This window comes from Mycobacterium sp., from assembly GCF_965229265.1.
Taxonomy (GTDB): domain Bacteria; phylum Actinomycetota; class Actinomycetes; order Mycobacteriales; family Mycobacteriaceae; genus Mycobacterium.
This window is the reverse complement of the sequence record NZ_CBDDIY010000011.1, coordinates 615668-638704: the sequence shown is the minus strand read 5'-3', so window position 1 is coordinate 638704 and position 23037 is coordinate 615668. Positions and strand designations below refer to the sequence as shown.

At 67.8% G+C, this 23037-nt stretch carries 20 protein-coding genes; 7 read left to right on the top strand and 13 right to left on the bottom strand.

From position 1 onward, the window contains the following. Positions 1-29 precede the first annotated feature (29 nt). On the top strand, positions 30-1565 hold the full coding sequence (locus tag ADBZ9K_RS15550) for an ATP-dependent DNA ligase (protein WP_526622686.1): 1536 nt from the start codon (positions 30-32) through the stop codon (positions 1563-1565). On the opposite strand, the gene ADBZ9K_RS15545 is transcribed toward ADBZ9K_RS15550, so the two are convergent. Both ADBZ9K_RS15545 and ADBZ9K_RS15540 read right to left on the bottom strand, forming a co-directional pair. After that, complete coding sequence (locus tag ADBZ9K_RS15545; RefSeq protein ID WP_526621942.1) at positions 1562-2236, bottom strand: maleylpyruvate isomerase family mycothiol-dependent enzyme; 675 nt, start codon at positions 2234-2236, stop codon at positions 1562-1564. The genes ADBZ9K_RS15550 and ADBZ9K_RS15545 overlap by 4 nt on opposite strands. Positions 2237-2251: 15 nt before the next feature. After that, the gene (locus tag ADBZ9K_RS15540; RefSeq protein ID WP_526621940.1) at positions 2252-3859 is read right to left on the bottom strand and encodes an NAD(P)/FAD-dependent oxidoreductase; all 1608 of its coding nucleotides are present in this window, start codon (positions 3857-3859) and stop codon (positions 2252-2254) included. 237 nt (positions 3860-4096) lie between these two features. On the opposite strand from ADBZ9K_RS15540, the gene ADBZ9K_RS15535 reads away from it, so the two are divergent. Further along, entirely contained in the window at positions 4097-6391 is a 2295-nt protein-coding gene (locus ADBZ9K_RS15535) for a carbon starvation CstA family protein (protein ID WP_526621938.1), read from the top strand. Beyond that, a complete protein-coding gene (locus tag ADBZ9K_RS15530; protein WP_526621936.1) occupies positions 6391-6528 on the top strand; it encodes a CstA-like transporter-associated (seleno)protein in 138 nt (45 codons plus the stop codon). Before ADBZ9K_RS15535 ends, ADBZ9K_RS15530 begins: the two co-directional genes overlap by 1 nt. A gap of 82 nt (positions 6529-6610) precedes the next feature. On the opposite strand, the gene ADBZ9K_RS15525 is transcribed toward ADBZ9K_RS15530, so the two are convergent. The 9 genes from ADBZ9K_RS15525 to eltD all read right to left on the bottom strand — a co-directional run bounded on the left by ADBZ9K_RS15525 (position 6611) and on the right by eltD (position 16247). Further along, entirely contained in the window at positions 6611-7225 is a 615-nt protein-coding gene (locus ADBZ9K_RS15525; RefSeq protein WP_526621934.1) for a nucleoside/nucleotide kinase family protein, read from the bottom strand. Positions 7226-7371: 146 nt separating this feature from the next. After that, the gene (locus ADBZ9K_RS15520) at positions 7372-7839 is read right to left on the bottom strand and encodes a ribose-5-phosphate isomerase (protein ID WP_526621932.1); all 468 of its coding nucleotides are present in this window, start codon (positions 7837-7839) and stop codon (positions 7372-7374) included. Continuing rightward, a complete protein-coding gene (derK, locus tag ADBZ9K_RS15515; protein ID WP_526621930.1) occupies positions 7836-9581 on the bottom strand; it encodes a D-erythrulose 4-kinase in 1746 nt (581 codons plus the stop codon). Before derK ends, ADBZ9K_RS15520 begins: the two co-directional genes overlap by 4 nt. Continuing rightward, complete coding sequence (locus ADBZ9K_RS15510; protein ID WP_526621929.1) at positions 9578-10729, bottom strand: ABC transporter ATP-binding protein; 1152 nt, start codon at positions 10727-10729, stop codon at positions 9578-9580. The genes derK and ADBZ9K_RS15510 overlap by 4 nt, the downstream gene beginning before the upstream one ends. Next, positions 10726-11862 (bottom strand): ABC transporter ATP-binding protein, encoded by a 1137-nt coding sequence (locus ADBZ9K_RS15505; protein ID WP_526621927.1) that lies wholly within the window; start codon positions 11860-11862, stop codon positions 10726-10728. The genes ADBZ9K_RS15510 and ADBZ9K_RS15505 overlap by 4 nt, the downstream gene beginning before the upstream one ends. Further along, on the bottom strand, positions 11862-12740 hold the full coding sequence (locus ADBZ9K_RS15500) for a carbohydrate ABC transporter permease (RefSeq protein WP_526621925.1): 879 nt from the start codon (positions 12738-12740) through the stop codon (positions 11862-11864). Before ADBZ9K_RS15500 ends, ADBZ9K_RS15505 begins: the two co-directional genes overlap by 1 nt. 3 nt (positions 12741-12743) lie before the next feature. After that, positions 12744-13700: a carbohydrate ABC transporter permease gene (locus ADBZ9K_RS15495; protein ID WP_526621924.1), complete on the bottom strand. Its 957-nt coding sequence runs from the start codon at positions 13698-13700 to the stop codon at positions 12744-12746. 11 nt (positions 13701-13711) lie between these two features. Continuing rightward, on the bottom strand, positions 13712-15139 hold the full coding sequence (locus ADBZ9K_RS15490) for an extracellular solute-binding protein (RefSeq protein WP_526621922.1): 1428 nt from the start codon (positions 15137-15139) through the stop codon (positions 13712-13714). A 19-nt stretch (positions 15140-15158) separates the two neighbouring features. Continuing rightward, the gene (gene eltD, locus ADBZ9K_RS15485) at positions 15159-16247 is read right to left on the bottom strand and encodes an erythritol/L-threitol dehyrogenase (RefSeq protein ID WP_526621920.1); all 1089 of its coding nucleotides are present in this window, start codon (positions 16245-16247) and stop codon (positions 15159-15161) included. Between the two features lie 159 nt (positions 16248-16406). On the opposite strand from eltD, the gene ADBZ9K_RS15480 reads away from it, so the two are divergent. Together ADBZ9K_RS15480 and ADBZ9K_RS15475 are read left to right on the top strand one after the other, a co-directional pair. After that, the gene (locus ADBZ9K_RS15480) at positions 16407-17450 is read left to right on the top strand and encodes a sugar-binding transcriptional regulator (protein ID WP_526621918.1); all 1044 of its coding nucleotides are present in this window, start codon (positions 16407-16409) and stop codon (positions 17448-17450) included. Beyond that, positions 17447-18238: an SDR family NAD(P)-dependent oxidoreductase gene (locus ADBZ9K_RS15475; protein WP_526621916.1), complete on the top strand. Its 792-nt coding sequence runs from the start codon at positions 17447-17449 to the stop codon at positions 18236-18238. The genes ADBZ9K_RS15480 and ADBZ9K_RS15475 overlap by 4 nt, the downstream gene beginning before the upstream one ends. Here the strand turns inward: ADBZ9K_RS15475 and ADBZ9K_RS15470 are convergent. Continuing rightward, a complete protein-coding gene (locus ADBZ9K_RS15470) occupies positions 18223-19719 on the bottom strand; it encodes an FGGY-family carbohydrate kinase (RefSeq protein WP_526621914.1) in 1497 nt (498 codons plus the stop codon). The genes ADBZ9K_RS15475 and ADBZ9K_RS15470 overlap by 16 nt on opposite strands. 85 nt (positions 19720-19804) lie before the next feature. Between ADBZ9K_RS15470 and ADBZ9K_RS15465 the strand changes: the two genes are divergently transcribed. Both ADBZ9K_RS15465 and ADBZ9K_RS15460 read left to right on the top strand, forming a co-directional pair. After that, complete coding sequence (locus ADBZ9K_RS15465) at positions 19805-21043, top strand: acyl-CoA dehydrogenase family protein (RefSeq protein ID WP_526622684.1); 1239 nt, start codon at positions 19805-19807, stop codon at positions 21041-21043. After that, on the top strand, positions 21043-22164 hold the full coding sequence (locus ADBZ9K_RS15460; protein WP_526621912.1) for an acyl-CoA dehydrogenase family protein: 1122 nt from the start codon (positions 21043-21045) through the stop codon (positions 22162-22164). Before ADBZ9K_RS15465 ends, ADBZ9K_RS15460 begins: the two co-directional genes overlap by 1 nt. Here the strand turns inward: ADBZ9K_RS15460 and ADBZ9K_RS15455 are convergent. Further along, positions 22161-23000: an SDR family NAD(P)-dependent oxidoreductase gene (locus tag ADBZ9K_RS15455; protein WP_526621910.1), complete on the bottom strand. Its 840-nt coding sequence runs from the start codon at positions 22998-23000 to the stop codon at positions 22161-22163. The genes ADBZ9K_RS15460 and ADBZ9K_RS15455 overlap by 4 nt on opposite strands. Between the last annotated feature and the right edge of the window lie 37 nt (positions 23001-23037).

The window sequence follows — 23037 nt, the reverse complement described above, 5'->3', positions numbered from 1 at the left end:
TCGGGGGGCCGTGCCAACCTGGGGACATGTTGTTGCTCGGCGATGTCGCCGCCGCCTCCCTCGACGTCACGGCGACGTCGTCACGGCTGGCCAAGGTGAGACGCATCGCCGACCTGCTCGCCACGGCGGGCGACCCGGCATTGGTGCGGATCGTGGTGTCCTGGCTGTCCGGGGAGCTCCCGCAACGCCAGATCGGGGTCGGCTGGGCGGCGCTGCGGTCCCTTCCCGACCCCGCCGACCGGCCGTCGTTGACCGTGCCGGAGGTCGACGCCACCTTTACCGACATCGGGGCCGTCGCCGGTAAAGGGTCGCAAGGCCGGCGCGCCGCACTCATCGCCGGGCTGTTCGCCGCGGCGACCGAATCCGAGCAGCTGTTCCTGCGCCGGCTGCTCGGCGGCGAACTGCGCCAGGGCGCCCTGGCCGGGGTCATGGCCGACGCGGTCGCTGCCGCGGCCGGCCTGCCCGCCGCCGCGGTCCGCCGCGCCGCCATGCTCGGCGGTGACCTGCCCGCCGTCGCGGCGTTGGCCCTGACCGGTGGTGCGCAGGCGCTCAGCGAGTTCACGTTGCGGGTGGGCAGACCGGTCGGTCCGATGCTCGCCCAGACCGCGAACGGGGTCGCCGAGGCCCTCGAACGGCTCGGTGGTGAAGCGGTATTCGAGGCCAAGCTGGACGGCGCCCGAGTGCAGATCCACCGCAGCGGCGACGCGGTAACGGTCTACACCCGCAGCTTGGAGGACGTCACCGCCCGGTTGCCCGAGGTGGTCGAGGCGGCCCTGGCCCTGCCGGTCACCGAGCTCATCGCCGACGGTGAGGCCATCGCCCTACGGCCCGACAGGCGCCCGCACCGGTTCCAGGTCACCGCATCACGGTTCGGCAGGAGCATCGACGTGGCCGCCGCCCGCGCCGCGCAACCACTTTCGGTGTTCTTCTTCGACATCCTGCACCTCGACGGTGTCGACCTGCTGGACGAACCGGCTCACGCGCGGGTGGCCAAGCTCGATACGATCGTGCCGCACGAGCAACGCGTCGACCGGATCATCACCGCCGACTCCGTTGCGGCGCAAGATTTTCTGAACGTCACACTGGCCGCCGGCCACGAAGGTGTAATGGCCAAGTCACCGGCCTCGCCGTACGAAGCGGGCCGGCGGGGATCGGGCTGGCTGAAGGTCAAACCCGTGCACACCCTGGACCTGGTGGTGCTGGCCGTGGAGTGGGGCTCGGGACGGCGTACCGGCAAGCTGTCCAACATCCATCTGGGCGCCCGGGATCCACACACCGGCGGTTTTATGATGCTGGGCAAGACGTTCAAGGGTATGACCGACGCGATGCTGGACTGGCAGACGGCGCGGTTCACCGAACTCGCGGCCGGCGACCTCGACCAGTACGTGGTGCCGCTGCGTCCCGAGCAGGTGGTCGAGATCGCCTTCGACGGCGTTCAGGGCTCCAGCCGCTACCCCGGCGGCATGGCGCTGCGCTTTGCCCGCGTGCTGCGTTACCGCGACGACAAGAGCGCCACCGAGGCCGACACGATAGATACGGTGCGGGCGTTCTACGAACGCGGCTAGTGCGCCGGGACGGGCTGGTCATCAACCCGCGTCCCGAAGACCCCGAATCCGTGCAGCATCTCCTCGGTGGGTGCCGATGTCCAGTCCCAGGCGGCAATCTGGCGCAGCGAGCGCCGGCTCAGGTTGGCGCGCAACAGTTCATAGCCGTCGGCCCGCAGCCGCGTAGTCGGTTGCCCGGAGCCGCAACTCCACTGCTGTCCCTGCTCATCCTCGATGATCAGGCAGGTGCTGTGCCGCAGTTGCCTACCCAGGTACGCCATCGTCACGTCCAGGAAGGGTTGCCAATGTTCGCGGTCCACCCGTGGAAGTCCCAGTGCCTCATGCAAATCCGCCTCGTGACAGATGGTGTCAATGGCCAGGTTGGGCCCGTAGAGCTGCTCGTCCGCCAGGCTGGCGTCGGCGGCGGCGCTGATGCGATCCCATTCGTCCATCAGTTCGCCGACCGCGGTTCGCCGGCGCTCCCGGACGTGACGTGCCGTCCACTGATCGCTCGTCACACCGTCCAACCGTCCGGTCACGGCGTCGGACGCACAACCGACCAGGTGTGCCAACAGCTCGTGCACCGTCCATCGTGGGGTGGCGGGCACCCGCCGGTGGAGCTGTTCGTCGCTGAGCGTGGCGGCCAGTTCACTCACCCGTGCGCGAGCCGTGCGATATGTCAGCTGGAGCATGTGAGGGTCTCCGTTTCAGTAGGCGGTGTTCTGCGAAAAAGCGAGCAGCCAGCCGTGTTCGGTGCGCACGGCGACGCTGGTGTTACGCCGCTTCCCGCAGCGCAACCGGCCAGCGAACGCGGCGCGCGCTTGGATCAGCGCCACATCAGGCGTCAGATAACGCAGCCGGGTGATCTCGGTTCGGCCTGGGCGGCGCTTGGCCTGACCGTCGACGAGCGCGCGGATCTCCCGCTCGTCGCTGTGGCTGACCGACGAATGGACCGGCGTGGCCGGGGCATAGTGTTCGGGGCGCGGGTGCCGCAGATTGGCGAGCAAGATCCGCGCCAAGAACGCCGGCTCCCGTAGCCGCGTCGGGGGGTCGATAAGACCGCGGACCCGTAAAATCCGCTCGGCGACAGGGATATCCGTGCTCGCCGCCCGCAGCGCCGCATGTTGAATCCGGGCGTTCAATCGCCGCGCCGAGGCATGTTCCCGCGCAGGAGCCGGCTGATCGTTCGCCCGGTTGGCTGCCCACACCGGTCTGATGTGTTCGGCGGCGGCCGCATAGAAGCGCTGTGGCAGATCGGCGTCACCTGCACGCAGGCAGTCGCGCAGCGAGAGTGCCTGCAGTGCGGCCATCGTCATACCCTGTCCCTGTATCGGATTGAGGCTGCAGAGCGCGTCGCCGACGATCACGAAACCGGAAGGCAGGTGCGGCATGCGATCGTAGCGTCGCCACACGGCGCGGGTGTTGCGGGAGATCGAGATCTCTCCCACACACGTGGCGTCGCGCAGGACGGCCACGATGTCTGCCGGCAGCAAACGCTGCGCCGATTGGAGCATTTCAGCAAAGTCCCGTGGCGGACCGCCAGATTCTGCCGGACCGGAGATCGCCAGCATCCAGGTGTCGTGTTCATAGGCGACCAGGAGCGCTCCCCGAGCCCGGCTGCCCTGGTTGACGAAGGCCAAACGCTGCGCAATGCGCCCCGGCGGGATGTGCAGCAACTGGCTCGAATACCCGCCGCTGGACGGGACCTCGTCTTCTGGCACGACGCCGAAGCCCTGACTGGCCAAGAAGTGTGCCGTACGCCCCGCACGCCCCGATGCATCCACCACCAGGTCGGCCGACAGAGTCGAGGCGATGCCGCTGTCGCGATTGATCATTCGCACACCGGTGACGGAATCCCCCGCGATCACCGGTGACACAACGTTGCGGCGATCCAGGATCGTGACGTTAGCCAACGAGGCCACCCGCCGACGAAGATGGAACTCCAGTAATGGACGGCTGACCTGATATGCCGCCAAAGACATCGGATCGGCTAGGCGGCCCGCGGGATTCAGCTCATACCCTCCGACCCGCACGTAGATCCTCGACAGGTCCTCACCGTCGTCGACGACAGCACCGGCCGCTGCAAGTTCGTCCAGAATGCCCGGGAACAGCTCGCCGATCACCTGTGTGCCGCGGCTGAGGAGGCTGTGCAGATGCCGCCCCTGGGGTACCCCCGTGCGTTGGTCGGCGCGACTGGGCAGTGCATCACGTTCCACGACGGTGACCGACGGATAGAACTCCGAGAGCACGCGTGCCGCCAGCAGTCCCCCGATACCTGCTCCGAGAACCACCGCTGGTGAACCCTGCTCGGCCATCGCGGCCACCTCCGTTCGAACGCGCTGTGCAGCGACCGTACCCCAACATTAAGAAAATTAAGAGAAACTTGTGGTAACACTAAGAGAGCTGGAGCTTACCCACCCCAATAGCGACGCGGCGTTTCGGTGTTCTCCGAACGGGCGAACCTGTGAATGAAAAGATGCAGGACATGGCCGGGCACTGCGAATTTCCCGTCGCTACGCTCGCCCCGCTACGTCTTGCAAGGGAGGACACTTGTGGCTTCACCGACCACCGCGCCGTCGGAACACATCAAGGAGACCAGGGGCGACGTCACCTACATCCGCACCGATAAGGATCTACCGCCGGTCGCGATCCTCGACCGGTCACCGATCACGACGCGGCACAAGCTGATCTTCGGCGCCGTCGCGGTCCTCGGGGCGATCGCCTGGGCCATCATCGCGTTCTTCCGCGGCGAGACCGTCAATGCGGTGTGGTTCGTGATCGCCGCGATCTGCACCTACGTCATCGGATACCGGTTCTATGCCCGGCTGATCGAGATGAAGATCGTCCGGCCGCGCGACGACCACGCCACGCCCGCTGAGATTTTCGAGAACGGCACCGACTACATGCCCACCGACCGGCGGGTGTTGTTCGGCCACCACTTCGCCGCCATCGCCGGGGCCGGCCCGCTGGTGGGCCCGGTGCTGGCCATGCAGATGGGCTACCTGCCCGGCACGATCTGGATCATCGTCGGGGCCGTCTTCGCTGGCTGCGTCCAGGACTTCCTGGTGCTGTCGATCTCCACCCGCCGGCGCGGACGCTCACTGGGGCAGATGGCCCGCGACGAGCTCGGCGCCGTCGGCGGTGCCGCCGCCATCATCGGCGTCCTGGTCATCATGGTCATCCTGCTGGCGGTGCTGGCCCTGGTCGTGGTCGGGGCGCTCGCCGAAAGCCCGTGGGGCGTGTTCTCCATCGCGATGACCATCCCGATCGCGATCTTCATGGGCTTGTATCTGCGGTTCTTCCGGCCGGGCCGGGTCTCGGAGGTGTCCCTGATCGGCGTCGTGCTCCTGCTGCTGGCCGTGGCCAGCGGCGGTTGGGTCGCCGGGACCGATTGGGGCACAGACTGGTTCACGCTGTCCAAGGTCACCCTGTCGTGGTGCATCATCATCTACGGCTTGGCCGCTTCGGTGTTGCCGGTGTGGTTGCTGCTGGCGCCGCGCGATTATCTGTCGACGTTCATGAAGGTCGGCACCATCGCGCTGCTGGCGGTCGGCATCCTGCTGGCCCGGCCGATCATGCAGGCGCCGGCGATCTCCCAGTTCGCCTCCAGCGGTGCGGGCCCGGTGTTCGCCGGCTCCCTGTTCCCCTTCCTGTTCATCACCATCGCCTGCGGCGCGCTGTCGGGTTTCCACTCCCTGATCTCCTCGGGCACCACGCCCAAGCTGCTGGAGAAGGAAAGTCAAATGCGGCTGATCGGCTACGGCGGCATGCTCACGGAGTCGTTCGTGGCGATCATGGCGCTGATCACCGCCGCGATCCTCAACCAGCACCTGTATTTCGCCATCAACGCCCCGTCAGCCCAGACCGGTGCGACCGCTGAGACCGCGGCGAAATACGTCAACGGGTTGGGTCTGTCCGGCGCGCCGATCACCGCCGACCAGATCACCGCGGCTGCCGACGGCGTCGGTGAGGAGTCGATCGTGTCGCGCACCGGCGGTGCACCCACGCTGGCCTTCGGCATGTCCGAGGTGCTGCATCAGGTGTTCGGCGGTGCGGCGCTGAAGGCGTTCTGGTACCACTTCGCGATCATGTTCGAGGCGCTGTTCATCCTGACCACCGTCGATGCCGGCACCCGGGTGGCCCGGTTCATGCTGTCCGACGGCCTGGCCAATCTGGGTGGACCGTTCAAGCGGCTGCACAACCCGAGCTGGCGGATTGGCGCCTGGGCATGCAGCGTGATCGTGGTCGCGGCCTGGGGCTCGATCCTGCTGATGGGGGTGACCGATCCCCTCGGCGGGATCAACACGCTCTTCCCGCTGTTCGGTATCGCCAACCAGCTGCTGGCCGCGATCGCGCTGACCGTGGTGACGGTGGTGGTGATCAAGAAGGGCCTGCTGAAGTGGGCGTGGATCCCGGCGGTTCCGCTTGCCTGGGACCTGACGGTCACCTTGACCGCGTCCTGGCAGAAGATCTTCTCCGGCGATCCCAAACTCGGCTACTGGACCCAGCATTTCCAGTACCGCGGCGCCGAGCAGGCCGGGAAAACGTCCTTCGGGTCGGCCAAGAACGCCGACCAGCTGCACGACGTCATCCGCAACACGTTCATCCAGGGCACGCTGTCCATCGTGTTCGCGGTGGTGGTGATCATCGTGGTCATCGCCGGGGTGGTCATGTCGGTGCGGGCAATCCGCGGCGGGGGCCGGCCGCTGGCCGAGGAAACGCCGGTGCGCTCGCGAATTTTCGGGCCGTCTGGCCTGATCACCACGGCCGCCGAGAAGGAGGTGCAGAAGCAATGGGACGCGCTACCCGCGCAGCACGCCAGATCCGTTGGTACGTCGGCGCATTGATGGGCGACAGCCACTACCGCCGATACGTCGAACACCGCGGACGCACCCACCCCGGCGAGCCGGTGCTCACCGAGGCCCAGTACTGGCGGATGCGTCACCACACCACCGACACCAGTCCGACACCACGCTGCTGCTAGTCGCCGACCGTAACGCCATGGCGGAAAACCCGGCCGGGTTCCGCCGCCTGGTTACTGTCGGCGAGTGACCCCGTCGTCACAGTCAGTCGAACACCGCGTCGCAGAACTCCCGCGACGTCGCGACCAGACGGGCATTGGGTTCGTCGACGGTGTCCACCCACGCCGCGGCCGCCGCGGCGCTGCGGCCACCGTCGATGTGCCGTTGCACCAGCCGGGCCCGTCGCACCGAAGCCGGACAGTCGATGTAGTACAGCCGCGACAGCAGCGGCCGGACGCCGGCCCAGTCACCGTCGGGCAGGCCGAGGTAGTTACCTTCGGTGACCACCAACCTGCTGTCGGCGGGCACGACGTGGCCGGCGGCCACCGGTTCATCCAGACGCCGATCGAACGCCGGCACGTAGACATCGCGGCGGCCGTAGGCGTCGATCACCCGCCGCAGGGTGGCCACATATCCCGCGGCGTCGAAGGTGTCGGCGGCCCCCTTGCGCTCGTGGCGGCCAAGCCGGTCGAGCACAGCGTTGGACAGGTGGAAGCCGTCCATCGGAACGCAGGACGCACCGTCGAACAGGCTGACCAGCGCAGCGGTGGCGGTCGACTTGCCCGCGCCGGGCGCGCCGGTGATGCCGACAACCAGCCGCCCCGCGACGGCGTCCAGCAACGCCGACACCTCGGCGACCAGCGGTTCAGGGGCAGACACGATGCTGTGAAACCTACCTCGGGCGGACGAAAGGCCCGGTCCCTTGTCCAGGGACCGGGCCTCTCAGTGTCACGTCTCGGGGGCGCCGCGCCGCGCCCACCGAGTCTGTTCCCAGCCGCTCGGACCCTTAAACACCGGCGGGCTGGTTAGGGCGCGACGGGCTCGTAACCGCAGATCGCGTCGACCTTGTCCGCCGACGCGCTGGCCGGATCGAACTGGTATCCCAGCCAGTCCTTGGCCAGCCGGCGGGCCAGCTCCAGCCCGATCACCCGCTGCCCGAAGCACAGCACCTGCGCGTTGTTGGACAGCACCGAGCGTTCCACCGAGAAGCTGTCGTGCGCGGTGACCGCCCTGATCCCGGGCACCTTGTTGGCGCTGATCGCCACACCCAGCCCGGTACCGCAGACCAGCAAGGCGCGATCGGCCTTGCCCTCGGCGATCATCCGCGCGGCCGTGACGGCCACATGCGGATAGGCGGTGTCCTCCTCGGCTCCGACGCCGACATCGATCACCTCGGCCACCCGCGGGTCGGCGGACAGGTCGCTCTTGAGGGCTTCCTTGTACTCGTAGCCGGCGTCGTCGGCTCCGACGACAATCCGGAGTCCGTCACTCATCCGTTGTCTCCCTTGGCTGTAAGCGTGAAGCACTCCGCTACGGTGCGGGCGCACATCGCCAGTGATGTCGCCCCGGCGTCGGGGGTGCCGACGCTGCGATCGGCCAGCGGCCTGGCCCGGCCGACCTTGGGGCGCATGTCCGCGGTATCCCGCGCGGCCTGCGCGGCAACATCGGCGGCCGACCGCCAGGCGTCCTGCCAGGTCTCCCCTGCCGCGACCCGGCGTTCGAGCTCGTCGACGAATGGCAGCAGCGCATCGAGCATGGTCTTGTCCCCGGGCGCGGCGCCGCCAAGCCGGGTCAGAGCGTCATAGCCGTCGCGCATCCCCGCGGCGATCGCCGCCGGCTCCGGACGACCCGTGTCACCGAGCCGGGCGCCCAGCGCGCTGAGCAACGCACCCCACAGCACTCCGGACGTGCCGCCGGCCTTGGCCGCCCACTGGGTGCCCGCCGCGGTCAACACCGACCCCTGCCCGGCTCCCCGGCCGACGGCGTCGTTGGCGGCCTGCCGCGCCGCGGCCGACCCCTTCACCATGCCGCGGCCGTGGTCGCCGTCGCCGGCAACCGCATCGATACGGCCCAGCTCGTCCTCGGCGTCGGCGAGCATCGCGGCCATCGCGTCGAACATGCGAGCCACCAGCCGGCCGCCGTCGCGTCCGTCGTCGTCAGACAGATCAGCCGGATCCGGCGTGGCGACACCGGCCTCGGTCGAGGCGGTGCGCCGGGCACCGGTATCGGGATCGCCTGCGCGGCTGCCCTTCTTGTAGGCCGGGGTGTCAGCGGGGGCGGTCCAGTAGCGCTCCAGCGCCTCGTCGAGCCACATCACCGTCAGCGAACAGCCGGCCATATCCAGACTGGTGACCAGTTCGCCCACCTCCGGTTGCACAATCGTGTAACCGCGTTCCCGCAGCAGCCGCGCCACGTCGGCCCACACCACGAACAACTCTTCGTATTTGGTGCGGCCCAGACCGTTGAGGATCACCGCAACCCGCTGCGACGAACTGGCCGGCGCATCGGCCAGCACCCCGTCGACCAGCGTGGCGGCCAGCGCAGCGGCGGTCGGCATGTCCTGTTCGGCGACGCCGGGCTCGCCGTGGATACCCAGCCCCAGGCCCATCTTGCCCTCGGGAACGGTGAACAAGGGACCGTGCGCACCGGGCAGGGTGCAGCCGTCGAACGCCACCCCGAGGGTGCGCGTCGCGGCGTTGGCCGCCTGCGCGGCACCCACCACCCCGGCCAGGTCCAGGCCCTCCTCGGCGGCGGCACTGGCGCATTTGAAAACCGTGAAATCGCCTGCGATACCCCGTCTTTTACTCTCGTCGCCCTTCGGGGCACTGGCCACGTCGTCGGTGACGGCGAAGTACTCGGCGTCAATTCCCTCGCTGCGCAGTTGGGTGACGGCCAGCCCGAAGTTCATCACATCACCGGCGTAGTTGCCGGTGGTCAGCAGCACACCGGCGTCGCCGTGCGCGGCGCGGGCCACACCGGCGGCATCCTCGGCCGACGGGGAGGTGAAGATGTTGCCCACCACGGCGCCGTCGGCGAAACCAGGGCCGACCGTCCCGCAGAACGCCGGATAGTGTCCCGACCCGCCGCCGATGACGACGGCGACCTTGCCGGGCCGGGTCTCGTTGGCCCGCACCACGCCGCCGGACACCCCGACCACGTAGGAGGCGTTGGCGTCGAGGAACCCGACCAGCATGTCCTCGGTGAAGCGGGCCGGATCGTTGAACAACTTGGTCATCGCAGTCGCTCCCCGCTGTCGATATCGAACAGGTACACCCGCTCCGGCGGGGCCGTCACCGCGACCTTCTGCTCGGGCCCGTAGGTGTCCTGCGGCGGCGTCTGGACGACGATGCCCTCTTCCATCCCGGACACCGTGCTGGTGGCCAGTCCGAACTCCAGCAGATGCTCGAAATAGGCCACGGTGCAACTGATGCCGGCACCCGGCGCGGTGGCGGTGATGATCGCCGCGTCCTGCGGACGAATACCCACCGTCACGCGGGTACCGTCGGCGACACCGGTGACGGTGGTAGCCAGACGCCCAGCACCGGAACCGATTTCGACGTGCGCCTGGCCGTTGTCGGTGCGAACGACACCGCGCAGGATGTTGATCTGCGGTTCGCCGACGAACTGTGCGACGAACAGGTTGGCCGGGTCGTCGAAAACCTCGTCGGGCGTGCCGAATTGCTGCACCACCCCGGCGTCCATCACCGCCAGCCGGTCGGCCAGCGACAGCGCCTCCACCTGGTCGTGGGTCACCACAATGGTGGTGTAGCCGAATTCGCGCTGCAGAATCTTCAGTTCACGCCGCACTCGCTGGCGCGCCGACGCGTCGAGGTGGCTCAGCGGCTCGTCGAGTAGCAGCACCGGCGGGTTGCGCACCAGGGCGCGGGCCAGTGCGACGCGTTGCTTCTGCCCGGACGACAACCCGGCGGGCCGCAGGTCCATCAGGTCGTCCATCTCCAGCCTGCGGCTGATCGCGGCGACCATGTCCTCGGCGCCTTTGACCTTGCGCGCCTTCAGCCCGTAGAGCAGGTTGTCACGGATCGACATCGGCGGGTAAAGGGCATAGCTTTCGAACCCGACGCCGATGCCGCGCTTGGCGGCGGGCAGCTGGGAAACTTCCCGGTCCCCGATCCGGATGGAACCGCTGGTCACTGTTTCCAGGCCAGCGATCATCCGCAGCGTGGTGGTCTTGCCGCAGCCGGACGGCCCCAGCAGCGCCACCAGCTCGCCGGCGGCGATGGACAGGTTGATGCCCTTGACGGCGGTGACGTTGTCGCGGCCCCGCGACGAGTAGGTCTTCACCAGGTCGCTGAGGGTGAGGCTCTTGGCGGCGCCCGCCGCACCATCGGTCACCCGACGCGGCTGTTCGGTGGTGATGCTCACTGTGCTGCCTCCAACGTGGTGTCACGGTCGCCGGTTCGCAGGCTGGCGGTGTGGCCGGCCGCCTCACCACCGTCGGCGGCGAAGACATGGATGTCGGAGTCGGCGATCGTCATCGCCACCAAGGCCCCCTCACCGACGCCCTCACGCCCCGATGCCAGCACGATCAACAGCGCCCCGCCCAGCTCGACGGTGAGTTCGACATTGCGGCCGAGCCGCTCGGCAAGTTTCACCCGGCCCCGTAGCTGCGCGGTGGCATCGGTGTCGGCGACGACGTTGATATCGCAGGGCCGCAACCCCACTCGCACCCGGTCCCCCCGGTCCACCCGCGCCCCCGACGGGACTGGGACGTCAATCGTCCCGTCGCCGAGCCGGATCCGTCCGTCGTCGACGACGCCGTCGAGGATATTGATCTCGGGCTGTCCGAGCGCCCGGGCGACGAAGGTGTCGGCGGGCGCACGCCAGATCTGCTCGGGCGTTCCGATCTGCACCAGTGCGCCGTGCCGCAGCACCGCGATCCGATCGCCCAGCGCCAGAGCCTCCTGATAGTCGTGGGTGACGTAGACGGTGGTGGTGCTCGACATCGCGCCGATCTGCTTGAGTTCGGCGCGCATCGCCGCGCGCAGCTTGGCGTCCAGATGACTCAGCGGCTCGTCGAGCAGATAGACGTCGGCGGGCCGCACCAGCACGCGACCCAACGCCACCCGCTGGCGTTGACCGTTAGACAGCTCGCGCGGAAATCGGTTGAGCAGGTGATTGATTCCAAGCGTGGTGGTGACCTGGTCGATCCGCTGCTTCTGCTGGGCCTCGGTGTACTTGCCGGTGCGCCCGGACTTCAGCGGGGATGCCAGGTTCTCGCTTACCGTCTTCTGCGGATAGAGCGCATAACTTTCGAATGCCATGGCCACATTGCGGTGGTAGGGCTCCACCCGGGTGACGTCCACGCCCCCGATGTGCACCGACCCGCCGTCGATGTCGACGAGGCCGGCTATCGACTTCAGCGTGGTGGTCTTGCCCGCCCCGCTGGGGCCTAGGATGACGAAGAACTCGCCGTCGGCGATGTCGACGGTCAGCCCGTCCACGGCCGTGGTCTTGCCATACGTCTTGCGCAGGTTGGCCAAAGATACTGTAGCCATCAGGCTTTCACCGCCCCGAATGACAGGCCCCGGACCAGGTAGCGCTGAATGGTCAGGGCGAGGATCAGTGGTGGCAGTGCGGCGATGACCGCGGCTGCCGCCGTGAGGTTGTAGTAGGCCTGCCCGCCGCCGCCGAGGAACTTCGTGATGGCCACGGTGACGGTACCGGCGTTGGTGTCGGCCAGGATCAGCGGAAAGACGTAGTTGTTCCAGGCGAAGATGAACGCCAGCAGGGCGGCCGCGGCGATGCCGGGGCGCACCATCGGCAGGGCCACCATCAGGAAGGCCCGCCGCCTGGTGTAGCCGTCGAGCAGTGCGGCGTGCTCGAGGTCCTCGGGCAGGTCCTGGAAGTAGGACCGCAGGATCCAGACAACCAGCGGCATGGTCACCAGCTGCAGGACCCAGATCATCCCGACCTTGGTGTCGAACAGCCCGATCTGGTTGTAGATCACGAACAGCGGGACGATGACCATCAGCTCGGGGGCGAATCGGAAGGACAGCATCTGGAACATCAGATCCTCGCTGCCCCGGTACTTCCAGCGCCCTGCCGCGTAGGCGGCCGGGATACCGATCACCAACGAGACGATCACCGCGCCGCCGCAGTTGATCAGGCTGGTCAGCATCGCGGATTTGAAGTCCACGCTGGTCATCTCGGTGCCCTTGTTGGACAACACGGTAGCGAAGTTCGACCAGGTGGGGCTGAAGGAGAAGTAGGTGGTGGTCTGCTGCTCGGTGTTCTTCAGCGCCAGGATGACCATCCAGGCGATCGGGAACAGCGAGAAGATGAACCATCCGATCAGGCCGATATCAGCGGCCACCGAGCCGATGGCGAAGCGCTTCTGGCCGGGGAGGAGCTCGCGTCGCGTCAACAGTGCCATGGTTTAGGACTCCGCTCCCGCAGCGCGGCGCTGCGCCTTGCCGAGCACGCTCACGAGGTAGCGCGCGGTGATGAACACGATCATCCAGAGCAGGAGCATGTAGGTGCTTCCCCGCGAGTAGTCGAGGTTGATGATCGAGTCCTCGAAAGCACCGATCTGCAGGGTGCGGGTGGCCACCCCGGGCCCGCCGGCGGTCAGCACGAAGATGTGGTCGAAGACCTTCAGGTTGTCCATGAAGCGGAAGATCACCGCCACCAGGATGTAGGGCCACAGCATCGGCAGCATCAGCTTGCGGAACATATAAAACCAGCCGGCGCCGTCGACTTCGGAGGCCTCGAACGGCTCCCGGGGCAGCGACCGGATGCCCGCGAGCACCAGGATCGCCACGAACGGGGTGAAGATCCAGACGTCGACCAGGATCACCGACCACAGTGCGGTGGTGCCCGACAGCCAGTCGAACGTGTTGCCCAGTCCCAGAACATGGTTGAGGATGCCGAACTGCGGGTTGAACATCAGCTTCCAGATCACGCCGGCAATCACCGGTGCGATCATCAAGGGCAGGATCAGCACCTTCTCGAAGATCTTGCCGATGATGCTGGACCGGTTGAGCAGCAGTGCCAGCCCAACGCCGAGAAAGGTTTCCACCGCGGTGGCTACCACCGCGAAGATCGCGGTGACTTTCACGCTCTGCCAGAACACCTGGTCGCCGAGCACCGAGGCGAAGTTCTTGAACCAGACGAACTGCGGATTGGGGTTGACCGCGGCGTAGTTCAGGAAGGCGTAGTAGGCGCCGACGACGAAGGGGTACAGGATTCCGATGACGATCACCAGGGCGGGGATCGACAACAGGTAGGGGCGCAGCTTGCGCCGCCACACCGGGATCTCGGGTAGCGTGCGGCGATTGGCCGGTGCCGGCTGCTCGGCAGCGGTGGCCGGCGCCTTGGGGGTCTGGGTGGTCATAGCCGCCTCTCCTACAGATTGACCTTGGAGGTGTTGGTCTTGGCCAGGCTGTGCAGACGCGAAGCCGCGTCATCGCCGCCGTAGATGTCCTGCAGCGCGACCGCCCAGTTCTGGGTGGTGTCGAAGAACTTCTTCTGCGGGGTGAACTGGATCTTCGAGGAGCCGACCACCGTCTCGAATGCTTCCAGGTAGCCGAATTGGTTGGCCGCGACGCGCTTGAAGGTGGTGTCGAACACCGACTTTCGCACCGGGTCGGCGTAGATGCCGCCTTCGACCGCCTTGTTCATCGACTCCTTGCCGGTGGCCCACTGGATGAACAGCCAGGCCGGCAGCTTGTTGCGGGAGTTGGCGCTCATCGCCCAGCTCCAGGTCCACAGGTTGGTCTTGTAGTTGCCGTCCGGACCGGCCGGGCCCGCATACCAACCCAGATTGCCGGCTTCCTTGCTGGCGCCCGGCTTGTTCTTCGGGTAGGTGGCGCTGTCGGCGTCGAAGACCATCATGGCCTTGCCGTCACCGAGATCGCCGGTGGCATTGGGATAGTCGTAGGTGGTCCACGATGTCGGGCCGGCCTGGTGTTGCATGTCGATCCACTTCTTGGTGAAGTCGATCGCCTTGTCGCTGTCCATCGCGGCGACCAGCTCGCGGCCGTTGAAGGTGTAGTCCACCGCCCCCTCACGGGTGTACTGCGTCATGAATCCGGGGTGGATGGTCGCCCAGGACTTGGAGCCGCGGGTGGAGATGCCGTAGCGGTTGGCCGAGCGATCGGTCAGGTCGACGGCCAGCTGGATGAAGTCGTCGAAGCGGTCCGGCAGCTTGGTGATGCCACGTTGGTCGAAGTGGGCCTTGTTGTAGGCGACGACGTTGTTCTCGAAACCCCACGGGATCGCCCACTGGCCGCCGGTACCCAGCGGGTGTCCCAGGGTGAAGTCCCAGCGCGTGGAGGTGCGCAGGCCCTCGAAGATGTCCTCGAAGTCGTACTCGGCGCTGGTGGCCGAGGTGTTCTGCAGCCACGGGTGCAGGTCCTCGATCCAGCCCGGCGGTCCGTACTGCCAGATGAAGTAGGCGCCCAGCATGAAGGCGTCGTGTTTGCCTGAGCCACCGGCAAGTTCGGTGTTGAGTTTGGTGAAGTAGTCCGCCTCGGGCACCAGGTCGACGTTGACGTTGATTCCGGTGAGATCGGTGAACTCAGCGAGCAACGGCTGGTACGACTTCTGGTACGGGTGCGGGGTCTGCAGGATGTTGATCGTCGAGCCCGCGGCCTTGCGCCAGTCGAACCCTCCGGTGATCTCTGCCGCACCGTTGGGAAGGCTGGGTTTGCCGCCCACTCCGCACGCGCTCAGGACCGGCAGGCTGGCCGCGGCGGCACCGGCCAGGCCCATGGCCGCCAACATGTTGCGCCGCGACAGCTGCGGCCCGGTGAATCTGCCCTGTGCAGTCATTGAACGGACGTCCTTGTTCTCAGGCGGGGATGAGGGAGACTTTCACGGACTCTGAGCCGCTGGCCACCAGGTCGAGGCCCTTCTGGAACTCGGTCAACGGGAGCTGGTGGGTGCAGATCTGGTCCATCGGCAGCACCCCGGACTCGATCATCTTGATCGCTGCGGGCCAGCAGTACGGGCCGAGGTGGGCCCCGAGGACGTCGAGCTCTTTGTCGTCGCTGATGATGCTCCAGTCCACGGTCACGTCACTGCCGAACACGCCGTACTCGACATAGCGGCCGAGTTTGCGTAATGCGTTGAGGCCCTGGGGAACTGCTGACGGATGACCGGTGCCTTCCAGATACACGTCGGCGCCGTAGCCGCCGGTGAGGTCGCGGATGATCGCCACCGGATCCTGCTCGGCGATGTTGATGGTGATGTCGGCCCCGCACTGGGCGGCCAGTTTCAGCTTGTCGGGGGCCATGTCGAGGGCGATGACGTGCATCGGATTCTTGGCCCGGGCGCCGGCCACCATGCCGAGTCCGATCGGGCCGCAGCCGGCGACCACGACGGTGTCCTCGAACAGGATCTGCGCGCGCTCGACGGCGTGCAGTGAGCACGACAGCGGTTCGGCGAAGGCCGCGTGCTGCGGAGCGACATCGGGAGAAACCTTGTGTACCAGCGCTTCTGCGGGGTAGATCATGTAGCTGGCCATCGCGCCCGGAGTGCGTCGCTTGAAGCCGTACAGGTCGTGCGGCTGGCACATGTGGTACTGGCCGCGCTTGCAGAACCGGCATTCCCAGCACGGCACGATCTGTTCGGAGACCACCCGGTCCCCCACCGCGATGTTCCAGCGTGCGGCTGCCACGTCGTCGAGTTCGACGACCCGGCCCACGAATTCGTGGCCGGGGATGACCATGGTCTCGGCCCACGCCGGCCGATTCTCGTCGCCCCAGAACTTGGCGGCACCGTGGTAGCACTTGAGGTCGCTGGCGCAGATGCCCACCGCTTCGACCTTGATCAGGGCCTCGCCCGGCTTGCGCTGGGGAACCGCGACCTCCTCGAGCCGATAGTCGTGCGGCCCGTGGCACACCACGGCCTGCATCTTCTCGGGAATCTGATCGGGCATCGGCAGGGCTCCTCTCGCGGGGTGGCAGCGCAGCGGGTTTGACGATGGCCTACCCCGGTGTGGCTCCAGTCACACTAACGCGCTGCCGCACATATGTCCAGAACGGATGTTCAGCGATTCTACAGCCCAGAACAATTGTTCAGTGCCATACTCGTTGGCATGCCGAGGCCAGCCCAGCGCAGCAGCCTGACCGGCGTCGAGGGTTCCGCGTCCGACGTCGAGACCGGGCATTTCCCGCCGTCTCTGCTGTACGCGGCCGCCAAGCTGTACTACACCGAGGACGCCACCCAGGCCGAGGTCGCTGCACAGCTGGGCACCAGCCGCGCCACCGTGAGCCGGTTGCTCGCCGAAGCCAAGCGGCAGGGCATCGTACGCATCGAGGTGGTGCCGCCCGACCAGGCCAGGACCGGCGACCTGGCCGACCGGCTGGCCCGCGCCCTGAGCCTGGCCAAGGTGTACCTGAGCCTGCCGTTGCCCAACCCCGGCCCGGGCCGCACGGTCATCGACGTCATGGGCGGAGCACTGGCGCCCGCGGTCGGTCAAGCCCTGGCCGCCGCCGAACTGCTGCCCGGCGATGTCCTGCTGGTGTCCTCGGGACGCACGGTCTACGAGGTGGCCCAGTTCGAGCTCACCGCGCTGCCCGGCGTCGTGGTCGCACCGACCGTCGGCGGCAACGACCAGCCCGAGGAGTGGTACCAGACCAATGAGATCACCAGGCTGGTGGCCAACCGTGTCAGCGGCCGCGCCAGCTACCTGTTCGCCCCAGCGCTGCCGGGTCCAGACCTCTACCCATCGCTGCTGCGCGATCCCAGCATCCAGCGGGTGCTGCACCTGTGGCCGCGCGCCCGCTGTGCGTTGATGGGCGTCGGCGCACCACCGCTCATGCGTTCGGACATACCGCAATTCGTGCCCACCGGGTCAGATTCGCTACGCGCCGCGGTCGGTGACGTCTGTTCCCGCTTCTACGACCGCGCCGGCCAGCCGGTCGCATTCGAGGGCAGCGACCGGCTCATCGCCGTGGAACTCGAAGCACTGCGCCATATTCCGGTGACCATCGCGGTTGCGGTCGGCAACGACAAGATCGAATCCATCATCGGCGGCGCCCGCGGCGGCTACTTCAACCAGCTCGTCACCGACCCTGGAACCGCGGCCGCCATTCTCGACAGCCCCAGCCTGCACAAACCAGACGAGGAACTCCCGTGACCACCACCGCCGACCTCGAGCACACCGCCACGCTGCGCCTAGATGGCAAGCGTGCGCTGATCACCGGCGCCACCAAGGGTATCGGCGCCGACATCGCCAGGACCTTCGCCGCCGCGGGCGCCACGCTGGTGCTGTCCGGGCGCGACCGCGCCCAGCTCGACGCCGCCCGCACGACGCTGGCCGCTGACTTCGGTGTCGAGGTGGCTGTGGCCCAGATCGACCTGGCAGACCCGCAGGCGCCGGCCGAACTCGCCGCCCACGCCGGCTCGGTGTTCGGCGGGCTGGACATCCTGGTCAACAACGCCGGGATCTCGCATCCCGAGCCCGTCATTGCCACCGATCCCGCCCACTTCGACCAGACCATCGCGATCAACCTGCGGGCACCGGCACTGCTGGCGGCCGCGGTCGGCGCCGACATGGTGCGCCAGCACATCGCGGGCTCGATCATCACCGTCGCCTCGGCGGCCGCGCTAGCGCCGTTGCCCGAGCACTACGCCTACTGCGCGTCGAAGGCGGGGCTGGTGATGGCAACTAAGGTGCTGGCCCGCGAACTCGGTGCGCACGGCATCCGCGCCAACTCGGTGTGCCCGACGGTGGTTCTCACCGAGATGGGTCAGCGAGTGTGGGGCGAGGAGACCAAGGCTGCGCCAATGCTGGCCCGGATCCCGTTGGGCCGCTTCGCGATTCCTCGGGACGTATCCGAGACAGTGCTGTGGCTAGCCTCCGATGCGGCCGCCATGATCTCCGGTGTCGACATCCCGGTCGACGGCGGCTACACGATGGGTTGAGCCGGCCCGTCCGAGGCGGCCAGCCGGTGCACCACCTCGCGGGTGCTGGGATACAGCTCGCGCCAGGTGGCATACAGCTCGTCGTAGCGGGCGACGTTGGCCGGGTCGGGCTGGATCTCACGGGCGATCCTGGCCCAGTCGGTGTCCGGTGGCACCAGGCCCACTCCGATCGCAGCCAGCAGTGCGTCGCCGTAACTGGCGCCGATGGCCTGCTCGGGAACCAGTTGGGCACGCCCTGTCACGTCGCTGAGGGTCTGTGCCCAGATCGGGCTCTGCAGGCCGCCGCCGACCGCGACGGTGCGCGCTCCGGAGTGGGCATCGTCGAAGCGCTCCAGGATCTGTCGGATCCCGAACGAAATGCCTTCGTAGGCAGCACGAAACAGGTGGCCGCGGCCGTGGCGCAGGGTCAGCCCGGCGAACACGCCACGGGCCTGCGGATCGAACACGGGGGTGCGTTCACCGGCCAGGTACGGCAGCACCTGCAGCCCCTCGCTGCCCGGCGGAACGGCCTTCGCCTCGGCCATCAGCGTCTCGAAGGGGGCACCGCCGGTCACCGTCTGCAGCCAGCTCATCAGGCTGCCCGCCGTCGAGGTGCCCGCCGCCAGGGCCAGGGTGTCGCGTTCGATCCCCGCTGTCGTCCACAGCGCCGGATCGCTGTGGTACTCGTCGATGATCTGCACCAAAAACATCGTCGAGCCGTACATCAGCATCTGGTCGCCGGGGTGGCGCACCCCCACCGAAAAGGCCTCCGAGTAGGCATCGACGGTACCGGCGACCACTGGTGTGCCGGCCGGGACGCCGGTCGCCGCAGCGGCTTCGGCGTGCACCGTACCGACGACGTCGGCCGGCCAGACCAGCCGCGGCAACGGCAGATGCCCACAGATCCGCACCGCCCAGTCGCGGTACCAGTCGAACTCGCGGGTCGCGTAGAGCGGGTCGCACTGGCTGGCGGTGTGGTGGTCGAGCACATACTCGCCGGTGAGTTTCGCGGCAATGTAGGAGTTGGAGCCGTACCAACCCCTCGCCTCGGCGAACACGGCCGGCTCGTGCCGGCGGACCCACTCGATCTTGGGACCCACCGCCTGGCTGGTCAGCAGCGTCCCGGCCCGCTCCAGGATCGCCGCTTCGCCGAATTCCGCTGTCAACAGCGCGATTTCCTCGGTCGCCCGGGTGTCGACGCCGTAGAGGATGGCCGGTCGCAGCGCACGCAGATCCGCATCGCAGAGCACCAGGCAGGGGCCGACGCCGCTGACGCACATCGCGGCCGGTCGGGCGCCGGAGGGCAGGCGCGCCATCAGCGCGGCAGAGATCCGGCAAACCTCGTCCCACCACATCGCCTCGGCGTCCACCTCGGCCCAGCCGGGCCGCGGCAGGCTTATCGAGTGCGCGATGGTCTCGGATGCGATCACGGTGCCCGAGGCGTCGACGAGGACGCCCTTGGTGCTCCCGGTCCCCATGTCGATGCCGAGCAACACGTCCACGATCGACAACCCTACGCGGGCGCGCCCGCCCAGACGGTCTACCGTTTGTTGTGAGAACAGCCGTACGCAGATGAGGGGAAACCTGATGGACCTGTCGTGGTCGGCGAAGGATCAGCAGTTCCAGGATGAGGTGCGGGCGTTTCTCGACGAGAAGCTCACGCCGGACCTGCGGCAGGCCGGTCAGCTGATGACCAGTGTCTACGCCGACCATGAGGCCAGCATGGCCTGGCAGGCGATCCTGCATGAGCGCGGCTGGGCCGCCCCGGCCTGGCCGGTCGAGTATGGCGGCTGCGACTGGACGCTGACCCAGCACTACATCTTCAGCCGGGAGTCGACGCTGGCCGGGGCGCCGTCGCTGTCGCCGATGGGCATCCGGATGGTCGCCCACGCGATCATCGCTTACGGCACGCCTGAGCAGAAGGACTACTTCCTGCCGCGCATCCTGACCGGTGAGGTGTTCTTCTGCCAGGGCTACTCCGAACCCGAGGCCGGTTCGGACCTGGCCGCGCTGTCGATGGCGGCGGTCATCGACGAGGCGGCCGGTGACCTCATCTGCACCGGCAGCAAGATCTGGACTACCCATGCCGGAGAAGCGAACTGGATCTTCGCGCTGGTGCGCACCTCGCGTTCGGCCAAGAAGCAACAGGGCATCACCTTCGTCCTGATTGACATGACCACACCGGGTATCGAGGTCCGGCCGCTGGTGATGACCTCCGGGGAGCAGGTGCAGAACCAGATCTTCTTCGATGCGGTCCGGGTGCCCAGGGCGAACGTGATCGGTCAGATCGATGACGGCTGGACGGTGGCCAAATACCTGCTGGAGTTCGAACGCGGCGGCGGCGCCGCGGCACCGGCGCTGCAGGTGATGGCCGAGTCGGTCGCCACCGCGGCGGTCACCCAGCCGGGGCCGGCGGGCGGCGTGCTGATCGACGACCCGGCATTCGCCGCGAAACTCGCCGACATCCGGATCCGCACCGAGGTGCTGGAGATCCTCGAATACCGCGTCCTGACAACGGTTGCCGAAGGCCGCAATCCCGGGGCGGCATCGTCGATGCTGAAGATCCTGTCCACCGAACTCTCGCAGGCGATCACCGAACTGGCTCTGGAAGCCGCCGGGCCGCGCGGGCGGGTGTACCAGCCACACGGCACCCGCCCCGGCGGGCCGGTCGCCGACTTCGAACCACCGGCCGACGGTTACGTCAGTGGTCAGGAGTGGCAGGCGGTGGCGCCACTGCGCTACTTCAACGATCGGGCCGGCTCGATCTATGCCGGCAGCAACGAGATTCAGCGCAACATCCTGGCCAAGGCGACCCTGGGGCTGTAATGGACTTCAATCTGAGCAAGGAACAAGAACTCCTGCGCGACGGCCTGGGCAGGTTCCTGGCGTCCCGCTATGACCTGGAGAAGAGCCGGACCGCGGCGAAAGTGGGTCCGGGCTGGCAACCCGAGATCTGGCGTGGACTCGCCGATGAACTCGGCATCCTCGGCGCCGCGCTGCCGGAGTCGGTCGGCGGAATCGGCGGGGGCCCGGTCGAACTCATGGTGATCGCCGAGGAGCTGGGCCGCGCGCTGGTGGTCGAGCCGTTCGTCGACACGGTGGTGGTGGCGGCGGGGCTGCTGCACCGGGCCGGCGGTTCGGCGGCCACCGCGCTGCTGGAGCGCATCGTGGCGGGCAAGGCCGTCGTGGCGCTGGCGGGCGCCGAGGCCGCCGGCGACCAGGTCGCGACCCGAGCAGTCCGGGACGGGTCGGACTGGGTACTCACCGGCGCCAAGGCTGTGGTCATCGCCGCACCGCTGGCCACCCACCTGCTCATCACCGCCCGTGATAGCGATGAATCGGAGCGCCTTTCGCTGTTGCTGGTCGAGTTCGACGCGGCCGCGCCGCCACCGGGCGTGGCCGTCCACAGTTATCGCACTATCGACGACCGCCGCGCCGCCGACCTGACCCTGGACGGGTTGCGAGTGCCGGCCGACGCCCTGCTCGACGACGATGCCCGCGCGTCACTGGCCCAGGCTCGCGACGAGGGCGCCGCCGCGGTCTGTGCCGAAGCGGTCGGCGCGATGCGAAGGGTGCTCTCCGACACCGTCGAGTACTGCAAGCAGCGTCAGCAGTTCGGCAAACCGATCGGCAGCTTCCAGGTTCTGCAACACCGCATGGTGGACATGTACATGGAACTCGAGCAGGCCGTCGCCGCGGTATACCTGGCGGTGCTCAACCTGCAGGCCGAGCCACACCAGCGGGCGCGGGCGGTTTCGGCCGCCAAGGCGACCGTCGGGCGGGCGGCACGGTTCATCGGCCAGAACGCCGTCCAGCTGCACGGCGGGATGGGCATGACCGAGGAACTGGCCATCGGTCATTACTTCAAGCGGCTCACCGCGCTGCAGTACGAGTTCGGCACGACCGACCAGCACCGCACCCGCTACGCGAAACTGACTCGCCCCTAAGCGCTTTCGGCGGCTTGGCGGGCTCGCTCGCGCATCGAGGCGACCACGCCGCCGTCGTTGAGAATGTCGGTTCCGGTGAGGTAGCCGGCGCGGTCACCGGCGCAGAAGGCGAACAGCTGCGCCATCTCCTCGGCCGTCCCCCAGCGCGGCACGGCAGCGTCGGCGACCATCGCGCCGGCACCGGCCCGCTCCTCCAGCCGGCCCATCTCGGTGTCGACCGACCCCGGCGAGACCGAGACGATGCGCAGCCCTCGCCCGCCGAACCGTTCGGCCTGCGACGTGCTGTACCACCTGACGAAGGCCTTGCTGATGCTGTAGGCCAATCCGGAGCGCATCGCCTCGCCGGCGATGCCGCAGGCCGCCAGCATCTCGGTGCGGAACCGCTGCTGATCGGTGCCTGCCAGGTCGAAACACCTGGCCGGGACGAGTTCCTCGGGCACCAGGTAGGACGCCATCGAGGCAACGTTGACGATCGCGGCACCGGGGGCCGCCGAGGCGAAGAAGACCTCGTTGACGGTGAGTGTGCCAAGCGCATTGGTCGTCACGATGTAGTCGGCGCCGCCCATGCTCGGACTGACTCCGGCGGTATGGATGACCGACGCGATCGGGCCGAGGTCGGTTGCCGTGGCGAACAGTCGCTCGACGGCAGCCCGGTCGGTGACGTCGCAGTGGAGCGCGGTCGCGCTGATACCGAGACCGGCCAGCGTGGCCACGGCCTCGTCGAGCCGATCTTGTCTGACATCGCAGAGCACCAGTCGATGATCTGCGCCGATGATCTTGGCGGTAGCCAGGCCCATGCCGCCGGCGCCGCCGGTGATTACCGAAACCCGAGTCATGCCCGGACGGTATACGGCCACGCGTGCACCGTTGCGA

Excerpts from the sequence above, each read along its gene's own strand:
- ADBZ9K_RS15530 (WP_526621936.1), top strand. The coding sequence starts at position 6,391 with ATGGGCGACAGCCACTACCGCCGATACGTCGAACACCGCGGACGCACC.
- ADBZ9K_RS15520 (WP_526621932.1), bottom strand. The coding sequence starts at position 7,839 with ATGAGTGACGGACTCCGGATTGTCGTCGGAGCCGACGACGCCGGCTAC.
- ADBZ9K_RS15465 (WP_526622684.1), top strand. The coding sequence starts at position 19,805 with ATGGACCTGTCGTGGTCGGCGAAGGATCAGCAGTTCCAGGATGAGGTG.
- ADBZ9K_RS15545 (WP_526621942.1), bottom strand. The coding sequence starts at position 2,236 with ATGCTCCAGCTGACATATCGCACGGCTCGCGCACGGGTGAGTGAACTG.
- ADBZ9K_RS15505 (WP_526621927.1), bottom strand. The coding sequence starts at position 11,862 with ATGGCTACAGTATCTTTGGCCAACCTGCGCAAGACGTATGGCAAGACC.
- derK (WP_526621930.1), bottom strand. The coding sequence starts at position 9,581 with ATGACCAAGTTGTTCAACGATCCGGCCCGCTTCACCGAGGACATGCTG.
- ADBZ9K_RS15540 (WP_526621940.1), bottom strand. The coding sequence starts at position 3,859 with ATGGCCGAGCAGGGTTCACCAGCGGTGGTTCTCGGAGCAGGTATCGGG.
- eltD (WP_526621920.1), bottom strand. The coding sequence starts at position 16,247 with ATGCCCGATCAGATTCCCGAGAAGATGCAGGCCGTGGTGTGCCACGGG.
- ADBZ9K_RS15495 (WP_526621924.1), bottom strand. The coding sequence starts at position 13,700 with ATGACCACCCAGACCCCCAAGGCGCCGGCCACCGCTGCCGAGCAGCCG.
- ADBZ9K_RS15490 (WP_526621922.1), bottom strand. The coding sequence starts at position 15,139 with ATGACTGCACAGGGCAGATTCACCGGGCCGCAGCTGTCGCGGCGCAAC.
- ADBZ9K_RS15460 (WP_526621912.1), top strand. The coding sequence starts at position 21,043 with ATGGACTTCAATCTGAGCAAGGAACAAGAACTCCTGCGCGACGGCCTG.
- ADBZ9K_RS15480 (WP_526621918.1), top strand. The coding sequence starts at position 16,407 with ATGCCGAGGCCAGCCCAGCGCAGCAGCCTGACCGGCGTCGAGGGTTCC.
- ADBZ9K_RS15500 (WP_526621925.1), bottom strand. The coding sequence starts at position 12,740 with ATGGCACTGTTGACGCGACGCGAGCTCCTCCCCGGCCAGAAGCGCTTC.
- ADBZ9K_RS15455 (WP_526621910.1), bottom strand. The coding sequence starts at position 23,000 with ATGACTCGGGTTTCGGTAATCACCGGCGGCGCCGGCGGCATGGGCCTG.